We start from the raw sequence: 20,566 nt of genomic DNA on the forward strand, positions 1-20,566 counted from the left end.
TGGTAATGAGCAAGATGTTGGCTGCCGTTCTCGTCGAGCCCAGACGGTTCGACGTCAAGCAAATCGGTATTCCGGAACTCGGACCTGATGATGCATTGATCCGGGTGAATCGCACCGGTATCTGCGGCACGGATGTGCATATCTTCAACGGGCATTATGCGGCGGAACACCTGCCGCTGGTGCCGGGTCACGAGTTTTGCGGCACGATTGCCAGACTGGGCGCTAAGGTCTCCCATTTGCGCGAAGGGCAGGAATGTGTCGCTGACATCAATATCGGCTGCGGCACCTGCTACTGGTGCCGCCGCAACGAGATCCTGAACTGTAAGTCGATGAAGCAGGTGGGGATAGGGCGAGACGGAGCTTTTGCCGAATACGTGGCGCTTCCCGCTCGGCTCGTCATCCCTGTGCCTGATGGGGTTCCCGCCGAGCTTCAGGCGCTCGTCGAACCTGTCGCTTGCGTCGTTCGTGCGGCGCGCAAGGCCCGTGTCGGCTTCGGGCAATCGGCGGTCGTGCTCGGAGCAGGGCCCATCGGCAACCTACATGTGCAGATGCTCCGGCTCTGCGGGGCAGCGCCCATCATTGTCGCGGATCTTTCAGAAGACCGTTGCCGAATGGCACTTGAGGCAGGCGCCGATATCGCCATTTCTAATCCCGCTGACCTGAAGGACGCTGTTCTGAAGGCGACAGATGGCCGTGGCGCCGATCTCGTCGTTGAAAGCGTCGGTTCGGCCCGTCTCTATGCCCTGGCGTTTGAACTGATCCGCAAGGGCGGCCATGTGGCCTTCTTCGGCATTACCGGGCCGGATGAGGCGGTTTCAGTGCCGATCCTGCGCACGGTTCTTGAAGAAAACAGCCTGAAGGGCAGCGTCGCGGGAATGGGAGAGGACATGCACGATGCCTTGACCCTGCTAGCTCACAAGCGCTTCCGGACTGACGCTTTCACCCGGTCGAGCTTTCCATTGGATGCAATCCAGACCGCCTTCGACACGCTTGCCGAACGGCCGAGCGATCTGAAAACGCAGATCGTCATCGGCTGATCAAAATTTTAACCGCGCCACAACCGGGATCCGGGACGGCAGCCGGAACAAGGAGGATACCATGTCCCAATTCGCAAACACTCAAACTGCGCCCACAGCCCCGCGTGAATTCGGTTTCTGGCTCGACGGTGCCTACCAAGGCGGTCGCGAGTTGTTCGAGCGTTCTTCACCCGGACACGGTGTGCCTGTCACCCTCATTCCAAAATGCACGGTGGACGACCTGAATGCCGCCGTTGCCGCCGCCCGTCGCACCTTCGAAGATCGGTCATGGGCAGGCATTTCAGGCGCAGAGCGTGCAGGTGTCTTGTTGCGCACGGCCCAGATCCTGCGCGATCGCCGCGATGAAATCGCCTATTGGGAGGTGCTGGAAAACGGCAAGCCCATTTCCCAGGCGCGCGGCGAGATCGATCATTGCATCGCCTGCTTCGAGGTTGCTGCCGGGGCAGCCCGCCTGCTCCACGGCGACAGTTTCAACTCGCTCGGGGACAATCTGTTCGGCATGGTGCTCCGCGAACCGGTCGGTGTCGTTGGCCTGATCACCCCCTGGAATTTCCCGTTCCTGATCCTCTGCGAGCGTGTGCCCTTCATCCTTGCGTCCGGCTGCACCATGGTCGTCAAGCCATCTGAGGTTACCAGCGCGACAACGCTCATCCTTGGAGAGATACTCGCGGACGCCGGCCTTCCCAAGGGGGCCTATAACGTGGTCACCGGCTCTGGCCGCACCATCGGGCAGGCCCTGACGGAGCACCCAGACGTGGACATGCTCTCCTTCACGGGTTCGACGAGTGTCGGGCGCTCCGTGGTGCACGCCGCTGCCGATACCAACTTCAAGAAGCTGGGATTGGAACTGGGCGGCAAAAACCCGATCATCGTCTTTGCAGATGCAGACCTGGAGGATGCAGCCGACGGCGCAGCCTTCGGGATCAGCTTTAACACCGGGCAATGCTGCGTATCCTCGAGCCGGCTGATCGTCGATCGGCGGGTGGCGAAGGAATTTGAGGAAATCCTTGCGCGGAAAATGAAGAAGATCGTGGTGGGCGATCCGCTGGATGAGTCGACGCAGGTGGGGGCCATCACCACGTCCCAGCAGAACGAAACGATCATGAGCTACATCGCCAAGGGCAACGCCGAGGGCGCGCGGCTCGTAACCGGCGGTTCGCAGATGGATCTGGGCAAGGGCACCTATATCGAGCCGACCCTGTTTTCCGATGTTACCAAGGGCATGTCGATCGCGACGGACGAGATCTTCGGCCCCGTCCTTTCCTCGTTTCACTTCGATACGACCGAAGAGGCAATTCATCTCGCCAATGACACCGTCTACGGGCTTGCGGCCAGTGTCTGGTCGAAGAACATCGACACGGCTCTTTCAGTTACCCGGCGCGTCCGCGCTGGCCGCTTCTGGGTGAATTGCATCATGGCAGGCGGACCCGAGATGCCGCTGGGCGGGTTCAAGCAATCCGGCTGGGGACGTGAGGCAGGGGTCTATGGCGTGGAGGAATACACGCAGGTGAAGTCGGTTCATATCGATACCGGCAAGCGGAGCCATTGGATCAAGTAACATGGCGAACGTATACGACTACGTCATTGTCGGCGGCGGCTCATCGGGGTGCGTTCTGGCAGCACGGCTTTCGGAAGACCCGGCTGTGCGCGTGTGCCTGCTCGAGGCCGGCGGGCCAGATACCAACCGGCTGATCCACATGCCTGTCGGCTTTGCCAAGATGACGACAGGTCCGCTGACATGGGGGCTGGTGACAGCGCCACAGAAGCATGCCAACAACCGTGAAATTCCTTATGCCCAGGCGCGGGTGCTTGGCGGTGGATCGTCGATCAACGCGGAAATCTTCACCCGCGGACATCCTGCCGACTATGACCGCTGGGCGAAGGAAGAGGGTGCCGAAGGCTGGGCCTTCAAGGATATCCAGAAATATTTCCTGCGTTCGGAAGGCAACTCGATCCTATCGGGCGAATGGCACGGGACCGATGGTCCTCTCGGCGTTTCCAACAATCCGAACCCCAACCCGGTCTCGCTTGCCTTCGTGCAAAGCTGCCAGGAGCAGGGCCTGCCCTATAACCCGGATTTCAATGGTCCCAGCCAGGAAGGCGCCGGGATTTACCAGACGACGACCCGGGGCAACCGGCGCTGCTCTGCGGCGGTCGGCTATCTCAGGCCGGCACTGGGGCGTAAGAACCTCCACCTCATCACCGGCGCTCTCGTTCACAAGGTGGTCTTTGATCGGCAGCGCGCCGTGGGCGTCAGCTACTCCACGGGCAATGGATCGCCGGTCACTGCCACGGCTGAGGCGGAGGTCATCGTCACCTCTGGCGCCATCGGCACGCCAAAGCTGATGATGCTGTCAGGCGTCGGCCCCGCCGCGCATTTGCGCAGCCACGGCATAGACGTGGTGCAGGATCTGAAAGGGGTCGGGCAGAACCTGCACGATCATTTCGGTATCGATATCGTCGCTGAACTGAAGGCGCACGACAGTCTCGACAAATACAACAAGCCTCATTGGGCGCTTTGGGCAGGCATACAATATTACCTGTTCAACTCCGGGCCGGTCGCGTCCAACGTCGTGGAAGGCGGTGCCTTCTGGTATGCGGATGGGGCTGGCAGCAGTCCGTATCCCGACCTCCAGTTCCACTTTCTGGCGGGTGCCGGCGCTGAAGCCGGCGTACCAAGCGTTCGCAAGGGTTCATCCGGCATCACGCTGAACAGCTACACGCTACGACCCAAGTCTCGTGGGACGGTGACGCTTCGAAGTGCCGATGCGCGCGATACGCCGGTGGTGGACCCGAATTTCCTCGGGCACCCGGATGACCTGCGCATATCGGTGGAAGGCATCAGAATCAGCCGGGAGATTTTCAGCCAGCCGAGCCTGCAGAAATATATCCGCGAACTTCGCTTCCCGAACAGCGAGGTTCGGACCCAATCGGATCTGGAGGCCTACGCCCGCCAGTACGGCCGCACCTCCTATCACCCGACATGCACCTGCAAGATGGGCACTGACGACATGTCCGTGGTTGATCCTTCGCTGCGGGTACACGGGTTGGATGGCATCCGGATATGCGACAGCTCGATCATGCCATCGTTGATCGGCTCCAATACAAACGCGCCCTCGATCATGATCGGTGAGCGTGCTGCGGACCTTATTCGCGGCAACCGATGACAGGTAAGGCCGGAGATGGGCTCCGGCCCGTTCCTCGTTCGCCGCTCAATCGTTGATCTTGCAGACCATGCGAAGAATGGTTTCGATATTGAAGGCAATACGCTGTTCCAGGGCTTCCGTTGCCATGAGGTCGCGCTCGAACACGATCGAGCCGGTAAACCGGTTCGTGAGGTAATAGTAGCTGATCGCCGCGATGGTGATGTTCAGCTGAACGGGATCGATGTTTTCCCGGAACACCCCTTCGGAGACACCGCGATCCAGAATGCCGGAGACCATGTCGATGAGCCGGCGGCTGACCACATGGATCACCTCCGACTTCTTGAGATGCTTGGCCTTGTGCAGGTTCTCACTGTTCACCAGCGTGATGAATTCGGGGTTGTCGAGGTAGTATTTCCAGGTAAAGCGGACCAGCTTCTCAAGCGCGGATTTCGCATCCAGATGATCAAGCTCGAGCTTTCGCTCCGCGCTGCGGATATCGGTGTAGGCCTCTTCCAGCACCCGCTGAAACAACAATTCCTTGCTCTCAAAGTAGTGGTAGATCATGCGCTTGTTGGCCTTGGCACGTTCGGCGATGTCATCGACCCGCGAGCCGCCGAGCCCGCTCCTCGCAAACTCCTTCTTCGCCGCGATCATGATCCTTTTCTGAGTGGCTTCGGCGTCACGAACACGGGGCTTGGCCGGAGTTGGACCTGTCATGTTTGTGGCCTGCTTTCTAAGGTAGGAATCAATTCCGGCCACGCCTTTCTGAAGGGCAGCCGGCGATGTAACGCTTCGGTTATTTAACGCGTTGTGCGCAATCTGTGCAAGCGCCGGAACACGCTTGTTTCTCGAATATCCCAAACAGACATCTTGTGTTTGCAGTTTGCCAAGGCTCAATCCCAGTCAGGGGCCCACGGAACCTTGTCGATGCCGACGATGCGGAAATTCGTGGCGCACAGCTTCGAAATCCGGGCCATGTCGACGCTGGAGAGAACAAAATCCATGATGTCGAAATTTGCCTTCAGGTTTTCCGACTTGGTCGACATCGTATTGATCGCTACGCCCTGTTGCAGGATCCACCGCAGCACGACTTGACCCGGCGACTTGTCATAGACCGCGCCGATCTCTCCAACGATCGCGTGCTTGAAGACTTCGCCCCGAGCGACGGAGCAATAGGAGGAAAGCGGGATACCCGTTTTGGCCGCCGCATCCAGCAAGATGCTCTGGTCCAGCAGCGGATGGAATTCGACTTGGTTGGTTACCAGCGGCTCATCGCAGATCGATGCCGCATCATGCATCATTCGGGCAGTGTAGTTGGAAACGCCAATATGCCGCGCCAGTCCGTCCTTCTTCGCCTTCTGGAGAAGCTTCAGCGACGGGCGAATATCCCTGTCCAGAGGGGGCCAGTGAACGAGCAGGACGTCGGCATAATCGAGCTTGAGATCGCGAAGGCTCTGTTCCACCGATGCCAGGAACTTGTCCTCGCCGAAGTTGTCGGGGTGCACCTTGGTGGTCACCAGGAGTTCCTCGCGCGGCATGCGTAGTGCCGCGATCGCCTCTCCGACATCGCTTTCGTTCTGGTACATCTGCGCCGTGTCTATGGACCGGTAGCCGATGTCGACTGCTGTCTTCAGCGCTGCCGTCAGTTCGTCACTGCGCAGCGGATATGTGCCAAACGACCGCTGGAACGTTTTGGTAAAATATATACTCATCGCTTCCTCCTCCTCATATCGCTATGCCGGCCTGGACTGCCGAGTTCTTCACGAATTCCACTTGTGACCAGTGCCGGAAGATCCTCGGATTTTCACTTGATCAGACCGCAAGTCTCGCCTATGTTATAACCATCCAGTTACTTAATAGCAAGACGCCGGACTTGAGTGGGAGAGGGCATGTCGAAGATCAGAACTGCTGCGGAGGCTGTGGCCGGAATAAAGGATGGAGCGATCATTGCCGTCAATTCATCGAGCGGGCTCTGCTGCCCGGACGCCGTTCTTTCGGCGCTTGGCGAGCGGTTTCGCGCCGAGGGATCACCCCGCAGTATCACTACGATCCACCCGATCGCAGCCGGAGACATGTTCGGCACCAAGGGGGTAGACCATCTAGCCCAACCCGGCATGCTTTCGACCGTCATCGGCGGATCTTACCCGTCCGGTCCGTCTTCAGCCGAACCGCCGCTGATCTGGCAGATGCTCGGCCGCAACGAGATCGCCGCGTATAACGTGCCGAGTGGCATCGTGTTCGACATGCTTCGCGAGGCCGCCGCCATGCGGCCGGGTGTGCTGACCAAGGTAGGATTGGATACATTCGCGGATCCGGCACAGCAGGGTTGCGCCATGAATGATGCGGCGGCTGAAAAGCCGATCGTGCGCAGGGTCGAGTTTGATGGCGAGGAATGGCTCTATTTCAAGGCCATCTCGCCGACAGTCGGCATTATTCGTGCCAGTACTGCCGATGAACGCGGCAACCTGACATTCGAGCATGAGGGCGCTTATCTCGGCGCCATGGAGGTGGCGCTCGCGGCACATAACAGCGGTGGCATCGTCATCGCGCAGGTCAAGCGCATTGCACAGGCCGGTTCGCTGCGGCCGCATGATGTGCGGGTGCCGGGTATCCTGATCGACTATATCGTCGAGGCGCCCGACCAGCTGCAAACCACCGCAACCGTCTACGACCCTGCCATATCGGGCGAGCTGTTCCGCCCACTCGACACCTTCCGCACACCGGACTTCGATGTTGCGAAGGTTATCGCGCGCCGGGTCGCCATGGAGCTGAAGAAGGGCTGGGCGGTGAACATCGGCTTCGGCATTTCGGCCAACGTGCCGCGCATCCTGCTGGAAGAGGGGAGACATGGAGATGTGACCTGGCTGATCGAGCAGGGCGCCGTCGGTGGTATTCCGTTGCTTGATTTCAAGTTCGGGTGCTCGTCGAATGCAGAAGCCTTCGTCGCGTCACCGCACCAGTTTACCTACTTCCAGGCCGGAGGCTTTGACGCCTCGCTGCTGTCATTTCTGCAAATCGACAGCCAGGGTTCCGTCAACGTGTCCAAGCTCGCGGTTCGACCGCATGTCACGGCGGGCGCGGGCGGGTTCGTCGACATCACCTCGCGCGCGAAAAAGATCATCTTCTCCGGCTATTTCAACGCGGGTGCGAAGTTCGAAATCGCCGATGGCAAGCTGATCATCGCCAAGGAAGGCAAGGTCGCGAAGATCGTCGACAAGGTCGATCACGTCACTTTCTCCGGCAGTCGCGGCGTCGCGCAGGGGCAGGATGTCACCTATGTCACCGAGCGATGCGTGATCAAGCTGACGCCAGACGGCCTCGTTGTCACCGAGGTTGCGCCGGGCATCGACGTCGAGCGAGATATCCTCGCGCAGGCAGAAACTCCATTAATCATCTCAAGCGATGTCAAGGTCATGGACGCTAGGCTTTTTCAGCCGGAACGCTTCGGACTGGACCTCGGACAATGACAGGGGCCACAGAAGAGCAGTTGATCAAGCTGCAGATCGATGCAGCCATCGCGATACTGACGTTCAATCGACCGGCAAAGCTGAATGCCTTCAACGAGCCGATGGTGGAACAGCTTGCAGCGACCTGCCGGGTGATCGAGAGAAGCCCCGATGTGCGGGTTGTCATCGTGACGGGTGAAGGCAAGGCCTTTTGCGCGGGCGGAGACATCGAGGCCTGGGGCGCTAAATCGGCGCTGGATTTCGGTCGCTTTTGGCTGCGCGAGGGGCATTCGGCCTTCGATCTGCTCGCAAGGCTGAGGCAGCCGGTCATCGCGGTGCTAAATGGTCACGCGCTAGGCGGCGGCCTGGAACTGGCAGCACTCGCCGATATGCGCATTGCAGAGGACCACGTTAAGGTCGGGCTTCCCGAGGCGGGCATCGGCGTCATCCCCGGCTGGTCGGGCACACAACGCGCCGTGCGCCGGTTTGGCTCGCAGATCGTTCGGCGCATGGCTGTCTTTGGCGAGGTTTTCAGTGCGGCACAGGCGCAGGCCTTTGGTATAGTTGATCACGTGGTGCCGAAGGGTGAAGGCATGCAGCGAGCACTTGCAATTGCCAAGCTCACGACCGAACGTGCGCCCGTCGCCACCGAGTTTGCGAAAATGCTGGTGAATGCAGCCGAGGGCGAGGAGCGGGAGCGGGTCCTCGAAGCGCTCGCCGGCATCGCGGCCGCGGGCACTGCTGATCTCGCTGAGGGCGTTGCCGCTTTCAAAGACAAACGAAAGCCAGAGTTTAAGGGCCTGTAACGGCACCTGCCCGGGAGGGGCCCGAAATGATAAGACATCTGGTTTTGCTGAACGTCAATCCGGGCGTGGAGCAAGCACTCTTTGCCGCTCTGGAAGGCCTTAAATCATGGCTTGAAGGGATTGTCGATTTCCACTCAGGGCCGAATGTCTGCGTTGAACCGGGCATGGACAAGGGCTTCATTAACGCGTTCTGGATCGATTTTGCCAGTGCGCATGTGCGCGACGCTTACCTCGTGGATCAGGAGCATCGGTTGATCGGCGGGCGGATCGTCTCCAGTACGGTCGGCGGGACCGGTGGCGTTATCGTGGTGGGTATCGGGATTTGACTGTGATCGAGCCTCGCGAATTTTTGGTCTCGCTGTTTCAAGCAGCTGTTGCCGCCGCTGATGCCGATCAGGCGATACGTGCCCATCTCCCGACCAAACCCAAGGGTCGTACGATCGTGGTTGGCGCGGGCAAGGGTGCCGCGCATCTGGCGCGGGCGCTGGAGCGGGCGTGGGGAGAGCCACTCGAAGGGGTTGTCGTTACCCGCTACGGGTTCGGCGTGCCGTGCGACACCATCGAGGTGCTGGAAGCGTCGCATCCGGTGCCGGATGCCGCTGGCCTCGTTGCCTCGGAGCGTTTGCTGTCCGGGGTCTCTGGTCTGAGCGAAGACGATCTGGTTATAGCCCTCATTTGCGGCGGCGGCTCCGCCCTGCTGCCGGCGCCTGCTGATGGGCTGGACCTTTCCGACGAGATCGCCCTGAATGAAGTGCTGCTCGCAAGCGGTGCTCCGATTTCCGCGATGAACACGATCCGCAAGCAGGTTTCCCGCATCAAGGGCGGCAGGCTTGCCGCGGCTGCCTGGCCCGCGCGCGTCGTCAGTCTCATCGTTTCCGATATTCCGGGCGACAACGCCGCCGACGTGGCATCAGGCCCGACGCTGGCCGATAACAGCGGGCCTGAGGATGCGCTAGCAGCAATCCGCCGGTACGGGATAGACCTTCCGGACAAGCTGCTCCGACATATCGAAAGCGGCGCCCCGGTTCCTCCACTTCCCTCAGACCCGCGGTTTCAGCGCCACTCCCACCGTATCATCGCATCCGCATCCATCTCGCTTGAAGCGGCGGCCTCGGCAGCACGTGCTGCCGGAATTCCAGCTGTTATCCTGTCGGACTCCATTGAGGGAGAAGCGCGGGAGGCTGCTCACGTCCATGCAGCAATTACCCGTGAGGTGCGGCTCCGGAACCGGCCGTTCACCGGGCCCGTGGTCATTCTCTCCGGCGGCGAAACCACCGTCACCCTTAAGGGCCGGGGCAAGGGTGGGCGCAACACCGAATTCCTGCTGTCGCTGGCGCTTGGAATCGATGGCCATGAGGGGGTTCACGCGCTCGCTGCCGATACGGATGGAATTGATGGTAGCGAGAACAATGCCGGCGCGTTCGCGGACGGATCGACGATCCTGCGCCTGCAGTCGTCGGGGCTGGACCCGTTCACCTTGCTGTCAAACAATGATGCGTGGACCGCGTTTCATGCGCTCGGCGATCTCTTCGTGCCCGGTCCAACCGGCACGAATGTCAATGATTTCCGGGCGATCCTGATCCGGTAACCGTCAAGTGACCGGCGAACTCTGTTGCGAGGTCGCCGGTGACTGCCTTAAGCAGGCGTCGGCGCGTCTTCGCGAAGCAGCCCCTTGGACTTTAGCGCCGCCCAGAATTCGGTCGGTATCGGATGGCTAAACCATTCAAGGTTCTTCTGAAGCTGTTCGACCGTGCGCGTTCCTGCCACGAAAGACGGGATTGCCGGGTGCGCGACCACGAACTGCATGGCAGCGGCGGGCAGGGGAACATTGAACTCCCGGCAGACGGCCTCGATACCGCGCACCTTGGCCAGGATTGGTTCGGGTGCGGGTGCATAATTATACTTCGCACCTTCGATTGCGCCGGTCGCCAGGATGCCCGAGTTGAAGCCGCCACCAATGATGACGGCCGCGTTCCGCTCCTCGCAAAGCGGCAGGAAGGCATCCAGCGATTCCTGCTCCAGCAGAGTATAGCGTCCGGCCAGCAGAAAGCAGTCGAAGTCCCGCTGCTTCAGCGCCTCATGGCAAACCTCCCACTCATTGACGCCAACCCCGATGGCCTTCACAACGCCCTCGTCGCGCAGTTGGGCCAACGCTTTCCATGTGCCATCCATGGCCTGCTTGAAAACCTCTGGCTGGTCGGCGCCACGGGTGAAAACGTCGATGTCATGGATGAAGCAGATGTCCATCCGTTCCAGCGCCATACGCTGAAGCGAGTCCTCGAAGGCACGCATCGTGCCATCATATGTGTAATCGAAAATCAGTTCGTTAGCGGCCGCGTTGTTCCATGGCGCGAAATCGATTTCCGACCGCCGCTTCGGCTTCAGGCGCCGCCCGACCTTGGACGACAGCACGAAATCGTCCCGGTTTTTCCAGCGCAGCGAATGGCCGGTCCGCAGTTCCGCCAGCCCGTGGCCATACATGGGCGCGGTATCGTAGAACCGCACGCCACTGTCCCAAGCGGTCTGTATCATCTGGTCCGAGGTTTCCTCGTCGATCGGACGGAAAATATTGCCGATTGGCGCCGTGCCAAATGCAAAACTGGTCACGTCCAGATCGACACGGCCGAATTTCCTCGTGGTTGATGGCTTCATAGAACCCTCCCTTCCATCAATAACTATCTAGTTACTTATAGTGCTGATGGCGCGACCATGGCAAGTGCTTGCAACAGATTGGCGGCGAGAAACTTGGCGCCGTCATATCATGTGAGTGTCGCGATGACTTTTCCGAACAAACCCAAACCAGTTTGCAAAACCACATTGACTTAGTAACCGGATCGTGCATAGTTAAATAACTAACCAGTTACATATATGCTGGTTGTGCCGCCCGGGAGGGCGAAGGCCGGGGACAAGGAGAGCCCGGCAAGGAGGAGAATTTTGAAAGTCTTTGGCATTGACCACGTCGGCTTCACCGTGCCCGACCTGGATGAAGCGGTTTCGTTCTTCGAAACGATCTTTGGCGCTGTCACGATCCTGACGACTGGCAAAGTGGACGTTGACGGCGATTTCATGCGGCGGCGCCTCGGTGTGCCGGAGCACTGTCGGATCGAAAATATTAAAGTTCTTCGCTTCGGCAATGGAAGCAACATGGAGCTCTTTCAGTATTCTGGGGAGACGACGAACGACGCGTTGAAACGCAACAGTCAGCCGGGTGGCTTTCACGTCGCGTTCCAGGTTGACGACGCCGTTTCCACAGCCGAGCGTCTGCGGGAAAAGGGTGTCGAAGTTCTGGATGGCCCGACATATATCGATACTGGTGCAATGAAAGGGCTGACCTGGCTCTATCTGCGGGCGCCGTGGGGCCAATTCCTGGAAATTGTCAGCATGACCGGACCGCTTGGTTACGAGGCCGAGGGTGGCCCTAAACTCTGGTCACCGGTCACGAACGCGTAAGCGCATTCCACCTCAATAATGAGGTGTGAAATCCGCCCTTGGTTTCCCCAGGGGCGGCATCAAGAAACTGTGCCCAAAAGCTTGGGGGCGGTCGATCGTTTCATTCGAATATGGAGGAGCATTTCGATGGGAATATGGAATAAATCCACTATCGCTTTAGGCGTTGCAGCACTGATGAGCAGCAGCGTTTGGGCGCAGGACAAGCCCTTTGCCGGCGTCGAGCTGAAAATGCTCGGCATCGGCGATACGTCAGTGACACGCGTCGCGCCGCTGGTGGGCGAGTTTGAAGAGCTGACTGGCATCAAGGTGCAGATCGACCAACTTCCCTATCCCGGCCTGATCGACAAGATCATCGTTGAATCGAGTTCGGACAGCCCGACTTATCAATTGCTTTGGATCGACAGCCCCTGGGTAGGGCTACTCGGCGAGTCAGGGGCTCTTGAGGACCTGACGTCTCGCGCCAAGCGAGATGCAACCGAAATCGGACTGGACGATATCGTGCCCATCCAGCTGCAGGAAAATACCTGGCAGGGCAAGCTGCTTGCCTTTCCGGCCTCCGGCATGACCTGGCTTCAGCAATACCGCGCCGATCTGCTCGAAAATCCTGATGAACAGGCCAACTTCAAGAAGAAGTACGGCTACGATCTCGCTCCGGCCAAGACCTGGGCCCAATATCGCGATATCGCCGAATTCTTCACCCGCAAAAAAGGTGATCTGGCCGGCGGCAAGCCGTTGGAAAACGACCTCTACGGCGTCAGCCAGTCCTATAGTCGCGTCCAAGGTGCAATCACCCACGATTACTTCCCGTTCATGCGCTCTTTCGGGGGTGATTACTGGGATCCGAAGACGGGCCTTTGCGCCATGACAGGCGAACCGCACATCAAAGCGGCGGAATACATGAAGTCGCTCATCCCGTTCAATCCGCCAGATTATCTCGGCCTGATGTGGGACATCCAGTCTGGCTTCATGGAGCGTGGCGAAGCGGCCGAGGCTGCCTATTGGAGCGTCCGGTCGGTGCGCCTGACCAATCCCGAAGAGGCAGTGCTGGCCAAAATCGGCAAGGCCGGTTTTGCCGCCAACCCCGAATCCGACGCCGGCCCACAGCCAACCTATACCGGTACGCTCGGTTTTGCCGTCAACGCCAAATCGCCGGACAAGGAAAAGGACGCGGCCTGGGAGTTCATCAAATGGGCAACGAGCGAGAAGTTGATGCGCCGCTTCGCCGATGAGGGCAAGGGGTGAGCCAGTTCCGCAAGTCCATCCTTGGCGACGCCAAGCTGCAGGAGAAATACCCCTATTACAAGGTCCTGCTCGACAGCCAGGTCAATGCGCGCCGCCGTATTTTCCATCCCTTCTATCAGGCCGTGGAAGAGAATTTCGGCGTGGAACTCAGCAAATACATGGCCGGCGAAACGGCCACCGCCCAGGAAGCGTTGACGACAGCGTGCAACGCCGTCAACACGCAGCTCCAGATGTTTCCGGCCGACCAGCGCCTGCGCTGGATCAATGATGCTCCGGCTGAAGTCCTGAAGAAGTAAGGTTGCGATCCGCCTGGACTTGCGTCCGGGCGGACACCTCCGTTGGAAAGATCCGTCATGAACCACACTGTGAGCCGCGACCGGCGCATTGCGCTCGTCTTCCTTTTGCCAGCGGTCGTCATCCTTTTCGTAACGACCATCTACCCGATGCTTTATGCGCTCTGGCTGAGCTTCCGCAGCTATGATCTTTCCAAGCCGTTCATTCCCAGGGTCTTCGTCGGCGTGGCGAATTACGTGGAAGTCCTCAGTTCCCAAGCGTTCCTGCATGCGCTGTTGACCACGTTCAAGCTGATGGCCATGACACTTTCCGTCCAGGTCGTGCTTGGTGTGGGCATTGCGCTACTCGTGACGCAGAAACTGCCGGGCATGGCGGTCGTGCGTACCTTACTGCTTATCCCCATGATGATCTCGCCTGTTATCGTCGGTCTGGTCTGGCTGTTTCTGTACTTCCCAGAATTGGGCTATCTCAATTATTTCCTCAGCCTGGTCGGCATCGGCCCCGTCGCCTGGATCACCAGCACAGGCTGGGCGCTAACGGCCATTGCCATCGCCGATATCTGGCAGTGGACACCGTTCTTCATGATGGGGACGGCTGCCGCCTTGCAGAGCCTGTCGCCAGAACCCTATGAGGCGGCGCGGATTGATGGCAACAGCCGCTTCGATGTCTTTCGCTACATCACGCTGCCGCAGCTCAAGCCGGTGATCATCAGTCTGCTATTCCTTCGTGCCATCGACGCCTTCAAGATTTACGACATCATTTTCGTTCTGACGAAGGGCGGCCCGGCCGACGCCACGGAAGTCATCTCTCTCTACATCTACCGGCAGAGCTTTACATTCTGGCGCATGGGTGTCGGTGCGGCGGCTTCCTTTGTCTCGCTCATCATTATTACCATCCTGATCACCTTCTTCTTCAAGTCCTTGCAGCGCAGCCAGGCTGCGTTGGCGAGATGAGCGGAGCAAAGCCATGACCGCCAACGCACGCGAGAAAATCCTTTTATATATCTTGATCGCCATCGTTTTGATCGTGTTCATGACACCGATCTATCTGATCGTGGTGTCTTCGTTGAAGCCGTCAGCGCTGATGTTCTCCCGGCCGCCGACTTTCATCTTCACGCCGACATTGCAGCATTACTACGACCTCTTCACCATGCGGCCCTTTCATCTGCAGATCCTCAACAGCCTGATCGTTGCCTTGGGATCGACAGCGTTCAGCCTCGTCGTGGGCTCGCTGGCCGCCTATGCCATCTCGCGCATCAAAAGCCGATGGATCAACGACGTCTCTTTCTGGATCCTGTCGATGCGGATGTTTCCACCCATCGCGGTCGTCGTTCCCTATTACATCATCTTCAAGTCGATCGGCCTTCTCGACACGCCGCTGGCCCTCATTATCGTCTACTCCACGTTCAACATTCCGCTGACGGTTTGGTTGATGAAAGGATTTTTCGACGAGGTACCGGAAGCGCTCGAAGAGGCGGCACAGGTGGATGGCCATGGCGTCATTGCCACCTTCTGGTACGTGACGCTGCCGTTGACCGCCCCTGGCCTCGCAGTCGCAGCGGTCTTCTGTTTCATCTTTTCGTGGAACGAGTTTCTCTTCGCGCTGATGCTCACAGGCTCGAAGGCGCAAACCGTAACCATCGCCGTCATGTCCTTCTGGTCGAGTGATGCCGTGCAGTGGGGCCGCATCATGGCCGGATCGTTCGTGGTTCTTATCCCCGGTGTGATTTTCGTCCTGACGTGCCAGCGCTGGCTCGTCAAGGGACTTACCATGGGCTCGGTCAAGGGCTGAAGCCCGGCTGCCCATCAACGCGACACTTTTTGAGGAGTATGTCCATGTCATCCGTGACGCTACGCAATGTCGTCAAACGCTACGGCCAGTTGGAGGTCGTGCATGGCATCAACCTGGAAATAGACGAAGGCGCCTTTGTCGTTCTGCTCGGGCCCTCTGGGTGTGGCAAGACCACAACGCTCAGGATGGTGGCCGGGCTCGAAAGCATTTCCGACGGCCAGCTTGAAATCGCCTCGCGTGTCGTCAACGATGTCGCACCCAAGGACCGCCAGATTGCCATGGTGTTTCAGAATTACGCGCTCTATCCGCACATGACCGTGCGGCAGAACATGGAATTCGCGCTCAAGCCGCAAAAGCTGGCTGATGGGGAGGTTGATCGCCGGATCACCGAAGCATCCCGCATCCTCGGGCTTGAGCCGCTCCTCGCCCGAAAGCCGGCGCAATTATCGGGTGGCCAGCGACAGCGCGTCGCCATGGCCCGGGCCATGGTGCGCACGCCCAAAGTGTTTCTGTTCGACGAGCCGCTGTCTAATCTGGACGCCAAGCTGCGGACCCAGGTCCGGCTGGAAATCGCCAAGCTCCACAAGCGGCTGGGAACAACCGTGCTCTACGTCACCCATGACCAGATCGAAGCCATGACGCTGGCCGACAAGATCGTCATCATGAAGGACGGCCATATCGAGCAGGTCGGTTCGCCGGAAGAGGTTTTCGCCAGCCCGAAAAATCTGTTTGTCGCGACGTTCATCGGCAGCCCATCAATGAACCTGTTCCAAATGACGGTGGAGCAAGCCGAATTGGGCTTGCTGCTGACGTCTCAGCCATTTTCTGTGCCGGTGCCAAGTCCGCTGCTTAGCAAACTGTCTCCAGGCAGACAGGTTACCCTTGGTGTCAGGCCGAGTGATATCCGGATTGCAGCAAAGGGAGAGCCAGGTTCCTTCGAGGCGCGCGTCGATGTTGTCGAATATCTGGGCATAGAAGCCCTGCTCAATCTGCGAATTGGTAGCCAAGAGTTTATCGCCCAGGTCGCGGCCGCCGAGCGGCCGGTTCCGGACCAAGATGTCAGCGTGTTCTTCAATCCCGCTGGCCTTCATTTCTTCGACAGCCAGAGCGGTCAGGCTCTTTAAACAGAGGGAGGACAAGATCATGTCCGAACACGAGATAATCTTTCCAAGCAAAGGCAATTTCATCTACGCAGATTGCCAAAAACCGCCACTTGGCGACGGCGAAGTGCGTGGCCGGACGCTCACGTCACTGGTTAGTCCCGGCACGGAACTTGCCTGGGCGACCGGCGAGGATTTCCCCGTTCATCCAGGTTATGCGGCCGTCTTCGAAGTCGAGGAATGCGGCAAGGACGTAACGGATATCGAGATCGGGTCGCGGCTCTTCTGCATGGGGCCACATCGCAGCTTTCAGCAGGTCGATCGTCGTTTCACCCTGCCTGTGCCCGAAGGGCTAGCGGCTGAAACAGCCGTCATCGCACGGCTTATCGGCGTGTCCATGACAACACTGATGACGACAAAAGCAAGACCCGGGGACCGCGTCATTATCAGCGGCGCCGGCCCGGTCGGCTATCTCGCGGCCCATATTTTCAAGCTATCAGGATACGAGGTTTCCGTCGTCGAGCCTGATGCCACGCGTCGGGGGCAAATTGAAGCGTCCGGAATTTCATCGACGTTCGCCGATATGCCGACCGAGGATCAAGATTTCCTAGGGAAAGTCGCGCTGGTCGTTGATTGCTCCGGTCACGAAAAGGCAGTTCTCAGCGGCTGCCGCATTGTTTGCCAGCACGGCGAAGTCGTGCTCATCGGTGTCCCCTGGAAACGTCATACAGAGCTTTACGCCCACGACATCCTGAATGCCGTCTTCAACAATTTCGTCCTTCTGCGAAGCGGTTGGGAGTGGGAGTATCCGCTGCTTGCCAAAGGGTTCAAATGGGCCGAACTCTTGGAAGGATACAACAACAGCCCACACAGCATCTTCACAGGATTTGCCAAGGCCTTGAAGTGGCTTTCGGAAGACCGCATTCCCTTGCGCGGGCTCGTGCGCCAATTGTCACCGGTCGATCCAGCCGCGGTTTACGGAGCTTTGCTGGAACGCAGGATGACCGAGCCGTTCCTTGTCTTCGAATGGCCGAATTCTTGACGGTCAAGGCGCGCCGTCGGCGCGCTTGAACCATCCCCGTTTCTACATCCATGCGCCTTGACCAGGGATACCCACGGATGCTATTTAGTAACTAACTGGTTATAGCGGACATAGGAGTTCACCATGTATTTGACCGAGGTTCAAGAGCAGGTGCGGGACATGGCCCGGCAATTTGCAGAAGACGTAATTCGCCCGGTTGCTGAAGCTCTGGACCGCGAAGAACGATTCCCCGCCGAGCTCTACGAGCAAATGGGCGAGCTCGGCCTGTTCGGTATCGCCGTGCCGGAAGCCATGGGCGGTCCGGGCTTTGACACGTTGACCTATGCCCTCGTCATGGAAGAGCTTTCACGCGGTTACGCCTCGGTTGCCGACCAATGCGGCCTTGTAGAGTTGATCTCCACGCTTCTGGTTCGCCACGGAACGTCTCAGCAGCGGGACGAGTGGCTTGCTCCGGTGATGACGGCGAAAAAGAAGGCTGCGTATTGCATCACCGAGCCGGAAGCCGGAACGGACGTTTCGGGGATCCGCAGCACGGCGGACCGGGACGGAGAGGGTTGGCGGCTGAATGGTGGAAAGATCTGGATCCACAACGCGCCGGTCGCGGATGTCGGCTTCGTTCTCGCAAGGACCGACAAAAATGCCGGCCACAAGGGTATGAGCATTTTCATCGTCGATCTCCATGCCAAGGGTGTCGAGCGGGGGCCCAAGGAACACAAGATGGGCCAGCGCGCAAGCCAGGTCGGCGCGCTCAATTTTACCGATGTCATGCTGCCGCCCGAAGCCCTCCTCGGCGAGGAAGGGCGAGGCTTCCACATGATGATGAGCGTGCTCGACAAAGGCCGTGTCGGCATTGCAGCACTCGCCGTCGGCATCGGCCAGGCGGGTCTCGAGGCGGCGCTCGATTATGCGCAGCAGCGCAAGCAGTTCGGCTCGAAGATTTCCGAATTCCAGGGCGTGCAGTGGCTGCTGGCCGACATGGCGAAGGATATCGAGGCCGCGCGTCTCCTCGTCCATAGTGCGGCGGGAAAACTTGATCGGGGCGAAAACGCCACCAAAGCCTGCTCGATGGCCAAGTGTTTCGCAGGCGACATGGCGGTCGCCCGTTCGGCCGACGCCATCCAGGTCTTCGGGGGCAGCGGTTACATTCGCGGTTTCGAGGTTGAGCGGCTCTATCGCGATGCCAAGATTACACAGATCTACGAAGGAACCAACCAGATCCAGCGCATGATCATTGCGCGCGAGTTGGTCAAGCATGGAGCGCGGGGATGAGCGCAACTATCGCACATGCTGCACTTATAACCGGCTCCAGCCGAGGCATCGGCCTTGCGATCGCTTTGGATCTGGCTGACCACGGCTTCAACGTCGCCATCAACGGCTACAGCGAGAGCGAGGAACTTGATGCAGCCGTCGCAGCCGTTCGGGCGAAGGGTGTCAAAGCGGTCAAGGTCCCCGGCGATATCAGCCTGCTTGCACGGCACGAGGAAATGCTGGATGCGGCCGAGGCCGAATGCGGCCCGCTGACGACGCTCGTCAACAATGCCGGGGTTTCGGTGCTGTCACGCGGCGATCTGCTCGATGTCACCGAGGAAAGCTATGACCGCTGCATGGCGGTCAACGCCAAGGCGCATTTCTTCCTGTCGCAGGCTTTTGCACGCCGCGTTGTCAAGCGCGACCGCGCGGATGGGCGGTTCTACAGTATCGTCAACGTGACCTCGTCGAACGCGACGGCGGCATCGATCCTGCGCGGTGAATACTGCGCCTCTAAAGCCGCCGCAGCGATGATCTCCAAAGTCTTCGCAGCGCGGCTCGGCTCAGAAAACATCGCCGTTTTCGATGTGCAGCCCGGTCTGATCGAGACGGATATGACGAAGGCGGTGTCGGAAACCTATCGCCGCCGCATCGAGGACGAAGGGCTGACCCTCATTCCTCGTCTTGGCAAACCGGCCGACATGGGCCGGATCGTCACGACTCTCGCGACAGGCGGCCTGCCGTACATGACAGGGCAGGTTCTTGCCGCCGACGCCGGCATGCTTGTTCCCCGGTTTTGAGGATATAAAATGGACCTACAGCTTCCCGATGAGAACGGCCGCCTGTCGCCGTATCGCCTGACCGGCACGCCGATCCAGACGGCCGAATTTTCGCGCGATTACAATCGCGTCGTCTTTTCCGCCGCCCATGTCGTCGCCAATCCCTGGACCGCGAACGATCCGTCGGGTCCAGCATCCGTCGATTGGACGGCCACAATGGCCTTCCGCCGGCACTTGCACGATCTCGGCCTTGGCATCGCCGAAGCCATGGACACCGCGCAGCGTGGTATGGGGCTGGATTGGCCGGGTGCTTTGGAACTGATCCGCCGGACCAGGCAGGAAGTGCCCGATGCGCTGGTTTTTAACGGCGCCGGCACCGATCATCTGAGCCCCAACGACGCGCGCTCGCTCGATGACGTTCGCCGCGCCTATCGCGAGCAGATCGAGGCCATCCAGAAGATCGGTGGCCGCATCATCCTCATGGCAAGCCGCGCGCTCACCAAGCTCGCCAAGGGGCCGCAGGACTATATTGACATCTACCGGGATGCGCTTTCGGCTTGCGACGAACCTGTGGTTCTCCATTGGCTGGGCGATATGTTCGACCCGGCGCTTGCCGGCTACTGGGGCTCCGGCAGCTTCGAAGAGGCGATGGAAACGGCGCTGACGGTCATCGGCGAAAACATCTCCAAAGTCGATGGCATCAAGATTTCCCTGCTCGATAAGGACAAGGAGGTCGTGATGCGCCGGTGCCTGCCGGAAGGCGTCAAAATGTATACGGGCGATGATTTCAACTATCCCGAATTGATCGAGGGCGACGCGCAGGGCCATTCACATGCCCTGCTGGGCATCTTCGATCCACTGGCGCCAGCCGCCGCCTTCGCGTTGTCGCGACTGAAGGCCGGCGACGCAGAGGGATTCCGCGCGGTGCTTGATCCGACGGTGCCGCTGGCGCGGCTGATCTTCCGAGCACCGACGCAGTATTACAAGACCGGCGTGGTGTTTCTCGCCTGGCTGAACGGGTTCCAGGATCACTTCATAATGCTGAACGGCGCTCAGGCCATGCGTCCGCTGCCGTATTTCACGGAGGTCTTCAGGCTGGCTGACCAGTGCGGCCTGCTCAGAGACGGCGATCTTGCCATCGGCCGGATGAAGAAGATGCTTTCCATGTATGGAGTGTGATGTGAA

The 20,566-nt window shown here is 59.4% G+C and carries 20 protein-coding genes; 17 read left to right on the forward strand and 3 right to left on the reverse strand.

Features of this window, described 5'->3' with window-relative positions; genetic code table 11:
- The first annotated feature begins 5 nt into the window (after positions 1-5).
- From P6U16_RS27855 to P6U16_RS27865, 3 genes are all read left to right on the forward strand, one after another.
- Entirely contained in the window at positions 6-1,037 is a 1,032-nt protein-coding gene (locus P6U16_RS27855; protein ID WP_277704908.1) for an alcohol dehydrogenase catalytic domain-containing protein, read from the forward strand.
- 61 nt (positions 1,038-1,098) lie between these two features.
- A complete protein-coding gene (locus tag P6U16_RS27860) occupies positions 1,099-2,595 on the forward strand; it encodes an aldehyde dehydrogenase family protein (RefSeq protein ID WP_277704909.1) in 1,497 nt (498 codons plus the stop codon).
- 1 nt (position 2,596) lies between these two features.
- Positions 2,597-4,204: a GMC family oxidoreductase N-terminal domain-containing protein gene (locus P6U16_RS27865; RefSeq protein WP_277704910.1), complete on the forward strand. Its 1,608-nt coding sequence runs from the start codon at positions 2,597-2,599 to the stop codon at positions 4,202-4,204.
- Positions 4,205-4,249: 45 nt separating this feature from the next.
- On the opposite strand, the gene P6U16_RS27870 is transcribed toward P6U16_RS27865, so the two are convergent.
- Positions 4,250-4,900: a TetR/AcrR family transcriptional regulator gene (locus tag P6U16_RS27870; RefSeq protein ID WP_183909207.1), complete on the reverse strand. Its 651-nt coding sequence runs from the start codon at positions 4,898-4,900 to the stop codon at positions 4,250-4,252.
- A 176-nt stretch (positions 4,901-5,076) separates the two neighbouring features.
- Complete coding sequence (locus P6U16_RS27875) at positions 5,077-5,895, reverse strand: aldo/keto reductase (protein WP_277704911.1); 819 nt, start codon at positions 5,893-5,895, stop codon at positions 5,077-5,079.
- 177 nt (positions 5,896-6,072) lie between these two features.
- Here P6U16_RS27875 and P6U16_RS27880 point away from each other — a divergent pair, with 177 nt between their 5' ends.
- The 4 genes from P6U16_RS27880 to P6U16_RS27895 are packed head-to-tail and all read left to right on the forward strand — an operon-like array spanning position 6,073 to position 10,023.
- On the forward strand, positions 6,073-7,650 hold the full coding sequence (locus tag P6U16_RS27880; RefSeq protein ID WP_277704912.1) for an acyl CoA:acetate/3-ketoacid CoA transferase: 1,578 nt from the start codon (positions 6,073-6,075) through the stop codon (positions 7,648-7,650).
- The gene (locus P6U16_RS27885; protein ID WP_277704913.1) at positions 7,647-8,435 is read left to right on the forward strand and encodes an enoyl-CoA hydratase/isomerase family protein; all 789 of its coding nucleotides are present in this window, start codon (positions 7,647-7,649) and stop codon (positions 8,433-8,435) included. Before P6U16_RS27880 ends, P6U16_RS27885 begins: the two co-directional genes overlap by 4 nt.
- A gap of 44 nt (positions 8,436-8,479) precedes the next feature.
- The gene (locus tag P6U16_RS27890; RefSeq protein ID WP_277704914.1) at positions 8,480-8,761 is read left to right on the forward strand and encodes a Dabb family protein; all 282 of its coding nucleotides are present in this window, start codon (positions 8,480-8,482) and stop codon (positions 8,759-8,761) included.
- Positions 8,758-10,023 carry a glycerate kinase gene (locus P6U16_RS27895; RefSeq protein WP_277704915.1) on the forward strand — a complete coding sequence of 422 codons (1,266 nt, stop codon included), beginning with the start codon at positions 8,758-8,760 and terminating at the stop codon, positions 10,021-10,023. Before P6U16_RS27890 ends, P6U16_RS27895 begins: the two co-directional genes overlap by 4 nt.
- A gap of 47 nt (positions 10,024-10,070) precedes the next feature.
- Here P6U16_RS27895 and P6U16_RS27900 read toward each other — a convergent pair whose 3' ends face one another.
- Complete coding sequence (locus P6U16_RS27900) at positions 10,071-11,087, reverse strand: aldo/keto reductase (RefSeq protein WP_183908939.1); 1,017 nt, start codon at positions 11,085-11,087, stop codon at positions 10,071-10,073.
- Positions 11,088-11,369: 282 nt separating this feature from the next.
- Here P6U16_RS27900 and P6U16_RS27905 point away from each other — a divergent pair, with 282 nt between their 5' ends.
- The 10 genes from P6U16_RS27905 to P6U16_RS27950 all read left to right on the forward strand — a co-directional run bounded on the left by P6U16_RS27905 (position 11,370) and on the right by P6U16_RS27950 (position 20,560).
- Positions 11,370-11,885 (forward strand): VOC family protein, encoded by a 516-nt coding sequence (locus tag P6U16_RS27905; protein ID WP_277704916.1) that lies wholly within the window; start codon positions 11,370-11,372, stop codon positions 11,883-11,885.
- A gap of 174 nt (positions 11,886-12,059) precedes the next feature.
- Complete coding sequence (locus tag P6U16_RS27910) at positions 12,060-13,127, forward strand: extracellular solute-binding protein (protein ID WP_277704917.1); 1,068 nt, start codon at positions 12,060-12,062, stop codon at positions 13,125-13,127.
- On the forward strand, positions 13,124-13,423 hold the full coding sequence (locus P6U16_RS27915) for a hypothetical protein (protein WP_277704918.1): 300 nt from the start codon (positions 13,124-13,126) through the stop codon (positions 13,421-13,423). The genes P6U16_RS27910 and P6U16_RS27915 overlap by 4 nt, the downstream gene beginning before the upstream one ends.
- A 57-nt stretch (positions 13,424-13,480) precedes the next feature.
- Complete coding sequence (locus tag P6U16_RS27920; protein ID WP_277704919.1) at positions 13,481-14,374, forward strand: sugar ABC transporter permease; 894 nt, start codon at positions 13,481-13,483, stop codon at positions 14,372-14,374.
- 13 nt (positions 14,375-14,387) lie between these two features.
- Complete coding sequence (locus P6U16_RS27925) at positions 14,388-15,212, forward strand: carbohydrate ABC transporter permease (RefSeq protein WP_277704920.1); 825 nt, start codon at positions 14,388-14,390, stop codon at positions 15,210-15,212.
- Positions 15,213-15,256: 44 nt separating this feature from the next.
- Complete coding sequence (gene ugpC, locus P6U16_RS27930) at positions 15,257-16,336, forward strand: sn-glycerol-3-phosphate ABC transporter ATP-binding protein UgpC (protein ID WP_277704921.1); 1,080 nt, start codon at positions 15,257-15,259, stop codon at positions 16,334-16,336.
- Between the two features lie 19 nt (positions 16,337-16,355).
- Positions 16,356-17,354 carry a zinc-binding dehydrogenase gene (locus tag P6U16_RS27935; protein WP_277704922.1) on the forward strand — a complete coding sequence of 333 codons (999 nt, stop codon included), beginning with the start codon at positions 16,356-16,358 and terminating at the stop codon, positions 17,352-17,354.
- A 123-nt stretch (positions 17,355-17,477) separates the two neighbouring features.
- Positions 17,478-18,623 (forward strand): acyl-CoA dehydrogenase family protein, encoded by a 1,146-nt coding sequence (locus P6U16_RS27940; RefSeq protein ID WP_183908947.1) that lies wholly within the window; start codon positions 17,478-17,480, stop codon positions 18,621-18,623.
- Positions 18,620-19,402, forward strand: coding sequence for a 3-ketoacyl-ACP reductase (locus tag P6U16_RS27945; RefSeq protein WP_210307508.1), 783 nt, complete (start codon positions 18,620-18,622; stop codon positions 19,400-19,402). The genes P6U16_RS27940 and P6U16_RS27945 overlap by 4 nt, the downstream gene beginning before the upstream one ends.
- Positions 19,403-19,411: 9 nt before the next feature.
- The gene (locus tag P6U16_RS27950) at positions 19,412-20,560 is read left to right on the forward strand and encodes a dihydrodipicolinate synthase family protein (protein WP_277704923.1); all 1,149 of its coding nucleotides are present in this window, start codon (positions 19,412-19,414) and stop codon (positions 20,558-20,560) included.
- Positions 20,561-20,566: the final 6 nt, after the last annotated feature.

The organism is Rhizobium sp. 32-5/1 (assembly GCF_029537235.1).
Classification (GTDB): domain Bacteria; phylum Pseudomonadota; class Alphaproteobacteria; order Rhizobiales; family Rhizobiaceae; genus Pararhizobium.

Bases quoted from the DNA above. Each gene is read 5' to 3' on its own strand.
- P6U16_RS27860 (WP_277704909.1), top strand. From the start codon at position 1,099: ATGTCCCAATTCGCAAACACTCAAACTGCGCCCACAGCCCCGCGTGAA.
- P6U16_RS27940 (WP_183908947.1), top strand. From the start codon at position 17,478: ATGTATTTGACCGAGGTTCAAGAGCAGGTGCGGGACATGGCCCGGCAA.
- P6U16_RS27875 (WP_277704911.1), bottom strand. From the start codon at position 5,895: ATGAGTATATATTTTACCAAAACGTTCCAGCGGTCGTTTGGCACATAT.
- P6U16_RS27900 (WP_183908939.1), bottom strand. From the start codon at position 11,087: ATGAAGCCATCAACCACGAGGAAATTCGGCCGTGTCGATCTGGACGTG.
- P6U16_RS27920 (WP_277704919.1), top strand. From the start codon at position 13,481: ATGAACCACACTGTGAGCCGCGACCGGCGCATTGCGCTCGTCTTCCTT.
- P6U16_RS27935 (WP_277704922.1), top strand. From the start codon at position 16,356: ATGTCCGAACACGAGATAATCTTTCCAAGCAAAGGCAATTTCATCTAC.
- P6U16_RS27880 (WP_277704912.1), top strand. From the start codon at position 6,073: ATGTCGAAGATCAGAACTGCTGCGGAGGCTGTGGCCGGAATAAAGGAT.
- P6U16_RS27910 (WP_277704917.1), top strand. From the start codon at position 12,060: ATGAGCAGCAGCGTTTGGGCGCAGGACAAGCCCTTTGCCGGCGTCGAG.
- P6U16_RS27870 (WP_183909207.1), bottom strand. From the start codon at position 4,900: ATGACAGGTCCAACTCCGGCCAAGCCCCGTGTTCGTGACGCCGAAGCC.
- P6U16_RS27945 (WP_210307508.1), top strand. From the start codon at position 18,620: ATGAGCGCAACTATCGCACATGCTGCACTTATAACCGGCTCCAGCCGA.
- P6U16_RS27925 (WP_277704920.1), top strand. From the start codon at position 14,388: ATGACCGCCAACGCACGCGAGAAAATCCTTTTATATATCTTGATCGCC.
- P6U16_RS27855 (WP_277704908.1), top strand. From the start codon at position 6: ATGAGCAAGATGTTGGCTGCCGTTCTCGTCGAGCCCAGACGGTTCGAC.
- P6U16_RS27950 (WP_277704923.1), top strand. From the start codon at position 19,412: ATGGACCTACAGCTTCCCGATGAGAACGGCCGCCTGTCGCCGTATCGC.
- P6U16_RS27865 (WP_277704910.1), top strand. From the start codon at position 2,597: ATGGCGAACGTATACGACTACGTCATTGTCGGCGGCGGCTCATCGGGG.
- ugpC (WP_277704921.1), top strand. From the start codon at position 15,257: ATGTCATCCGTGACGCTACGCAATGTCGTCAAACGCTACGGCCAGTTG.
- P6U16_RS27885 (WP_277704913.1), top strand. From the start codon at position 7,647: ATGACAGGGGCCACAGAAGAGCAGTTGATCAAGCTGCAGATCGATGCA.